The sequence below is a fragment of the Deferrisoma sp. genome, from assembly GCF_054681715.1.
In genome coordinates this window covers 1-3403 of sequence record NZ_BAAHFQ010000237.1, presented here as the reverse complement: position 1 = coordinate 3403, position 3403 = coordinate 1, and the positions used below count along the sequence as shown (strand labels likewise).

At 68.2% G+C, this 3403-nt stretch carries 2 protein-coding genes and 1 riboswitch; both genes read left to right on the top strand.

What is annotated here, in order from left to right; genetic code table 11:
• Positions 1-229: 229 nt before the first annotated feature.
• Positions 230-411, bottom strand: a riboswitch (cobalamin riboswitch).
• Positions 412-665: 254 nt separating this feature from the next.
• Positions 666-1241: a rubrerythrin gene (gene rbr / locus ACY0I8_RS17150; RefSeq protein ID WP_461395722.1), complete on the top strand. Its 576-nt coding sequence runs from the start codon at positions 666-668 to the stop codon at positions 1239-1241.
• A 60-nt stretch (positions 1242-1301) separates the two neighbouring features.
• Positions 1302-3403: catalase/peroxidase HPI (gene katG / locus ACY0I8_RS17145; protein ID WP_461395721.1), on the top strand; the 2102-nt coding region annotated here is incomplete at its 3' end.

The window sequence follows — 3403 nt, the reverse complement described above, 5'->3', positions numbered from 1 at the left end:
CGTCGGCCCGTGGGTTCGTTCCACGCTTCCTCCGGACGCTCGGTCGCCCTCACGCCCTTGCGCTTCCCTTCCCTCGTCGTGACCTACTCGGGGGAGGACTTTCACCTCCAAGCCAGTGCCCATGCCGGGCGTACCGAAAAAAGCCCGCACGCGCCATGGCGTGCGGGCTTCCCGTTTTCGAAGCGCCGGGGTGCAGTCCCACCCTCCCAAAACCCCGGGGAGGTTCGTGTGGGTCGCCCGTCTGCCGGCAGGTCTTCTGGCTCGCGCGTCGTCCTCCGGGCCGCCTTCCCAGCCGTTTCGGCCAGTGGCATCAAGGCCCTTCGTCAGCGCTCACAGCGGCGGGTCCGCGGGGGAATCGCACCCCTCTTCCCTTTTCAGCCCCAGGGGGGCACCGGCGGGCGTTCCTTCCAGTTGTGCGCCGGACGATACGACGGCGGCGGCCCGCCTGTCAACCGCCATGTTTGCCCCTTGGAGTCCCCCGCGAAGCGGTTTGCCTTGACAAGCCACCCCCTTCCTCCATGCTGCCGACGTGCCAGGACTCCGTGGCCCTATAGCAAGGCACTTCCTTTTTAGGAAATCCTCTTGACAGACTCCCCCGCCGTGGCACCCTGCCACCATCACCAACCCTCACCCGGTCCGCGCACGCGGCCGAAAGGAGACCCGTCATGGCATCGATCAAGGGAACGCAGACCGAGAAGAATCTCCTGACCGCTTTCTGCGGGGAATCCCAGGCCCGAAACCGGTACACCTACTTCGCGAGCAAGGCCCGAAAGGAAGGGTTCGTCCAGATCTCGGCGATCTTCCAGGAAACGGCCGACCAGGAGAAGGAGCACGCGAAGCGGCTCTTCAAGTTCCTGGAAGGGGGCGAGGCGGAGGTGCAGGCGTCCTTTCCGGCCGGTGTGATCGGGTCCACCCTGGAGAACCTGCTCGCGGCGGCGGCCGGGGAGAACTACGAGCACACCCAGATGTACCCGGAGTTTGCCCGGGTGGCTCGGGAGGAGGGGTTCGACGAGATCGCGGAGGTGTTCCTGGCCATCGCCGTGGCCGAGAAGCACCACGAGGCCCGGTACCGGGCCCTGGCGGCCAACGTGGAGGCGGGACGCGTGTTCCGGCGGGAGGAACCCGTCGTCTGGAAGTGCCGCAACTGCGGGTATCTCCACGAGGGACCCGAAGCCCCGGAGGAGTGCCCCTCGTGCGCCCACCCCCGGGACCACTTCGAACTCTTCGTGGAGGCCTGGTAGCGGGCCGCGTCGCACCGCAGCAGCCCACGGCAACGAACCCGCGAGAGGGAGGAACCCGACATGGAACCGAACGAGAGGAAACCGAGGAAGCGGTGGATCACCGATTGGTGGCCGAACCGGCTGAATCTCAAGATCCTTCGCCAGCACTGCCCGAACGCCAACCCCTACGGGCCCGATTACGACTACGCGAAAGAGTGCGCCGGGCTGGACCTCGCCGCCGTCAAGGAGGACCTCCGGACCCTCATGACCACCCCCCAGGACTGGTGGCCGGCCGACTTCGGGCATTACGGCCCCCTGTTCATCCGGCTCGCCTGGCACAGCGCGGGGTCCTACCGGATCCACGACGGACGGGGCGGGGCCCGGAACGGGTCGATCCGGTTCGCCCCCCGGATCGACTGGCCCGACAACATCGGCCTCGACAAGGCGATCCGGCTCCTCTGGCCCGTGAAGCAAAAGTACGGCCGGAAACTCTCCTGGGCCGACCTCATCGTGCTCGCCGGGAACGTGGCCCTGGAATCCATGGGCGTAAAGCTGATCGGGTTCGGGCTGGGCCGGGAGGACATCTGGGAACCCGACGAGAGCCCGGACTGGGGCCCCGAGGAGGAGATGCTCACGGGGGACAAGCGATTCCGGGGCGGGGAACTGGAAAAACCGCTGGCCGCAACGGAGATGGGGCTCATCTATGTGAACCCCCAGGGGCCCGGGGGCAACCCCGACCCCGTGGGGTCGGCCAAGGAGATCCGGGTGGCCTTCGCCCGCATGGGCATGAACGACGAGGAGACCGTGGCCCTCATCGCCGGGGGCCACGCCTTCGGCAAGTGCCACGGCGCGGCGCCCGACACCCACCTCGGCCCGGAACCGGCGTCCTCCCCGACCGAGGAACAGGGCCTCGGGTGGAGGTTCGGCTACAAGACCGGGAAGGGGCCCCACGCGTTCACCTCGGGGTTCGAACTCGCGTGGTCGCCGACGCCCACCCGGTTCGGGATCCAGTATCTCCACCTGCTCTTTCACAACGAGTGGGAACTGACCGAAAGCCCGGCCGGGAAGAAGCAGTGGATCGCCAAGGACGCCAAGCCCATCATCCCCGACGCCCACGACCCGAACAAGAAGCACCCGCCCATGATGCTTACGGCGGACCTCGCCCTGCGGTTCGACCCGGACTACGCCAAGATCGCCCGGCGGTTCCTCGAAAACCCCGGGGAGTTCGAGCAGGCCTTCGCCCGGGCGTGGTTCAAGCTCATCCACCGGGATCTGGGGCCGCGTCCCTGCTACCTGGGGCCGGAGGTCCCGGCCGAGGTGTTTGTCTGGCAGGATCCCCTCCCCGACCGGGATCACGAACTGATCGACGAAGCGGACATCCGGGCGCTCAAGGACGAGATTTTGGCCTCTGGCCTGGGCGTTTCCCGGCTCGTCTACACGGCCTGGTCGTCGGCCGCCACCTACCGGGACTCGGACCGGCGCGGCGGGGCCAACGGCTCCCGGATCCGGCTCGCCCCCCAGAGGGACTGGCCGGTCAACCAGCCGGAAGACCTGGCCGAGGTGCTCGCCGCCTACGAGGGGATCCAGAAGCGGTTCAACGAGCGGCAGGCCGGCGGCAAACGGGTTTCCCTGGCGGATCTGATCGTGCTCGGGGGCTGCGCAGCCGTGGAGGCGGCGGCAAGGAAGGCCGGATTGGAGATCCCCGTGCCCTTCGTGCCGGGGCGGGTCGACGCGACCCAGGAGCAGACCGACGTGGACCTCTACGCCGCCATGGAGCCCGTGGCCGACGGCTTTCGCAACTACTGGAAGGACGGGGAACCCTTCGACGAGGCCGACGTGCTGAGCACCCCCGAGTATCGCCTGGTGGACAGGGCCCAACTGCTCACGCTCACCGTGCCCGAGATGACCGCGCTCGTGGGCGGGCTGCGGGCCCTCGGCGCCGTTTACGGCGATGGATCCCACGGGGTGCTCACCGAGACCCCGGGCACCCTCACGAACGCGTTCTTCGTGAACCTCCTGGACATGGGCACGGAATGGAAGCAGGCCGACGAGCGCCGGTACCTGTTCCACGGGTACGACAGGGCCACGGGTGCGAGGAGATGGACGGCCACCCGGGTGGATCTCGTGTTCGGCCACCACGAGGAACTGCGGGCGGTGGCAGAGGCGTACGCGAGCGCTGACGG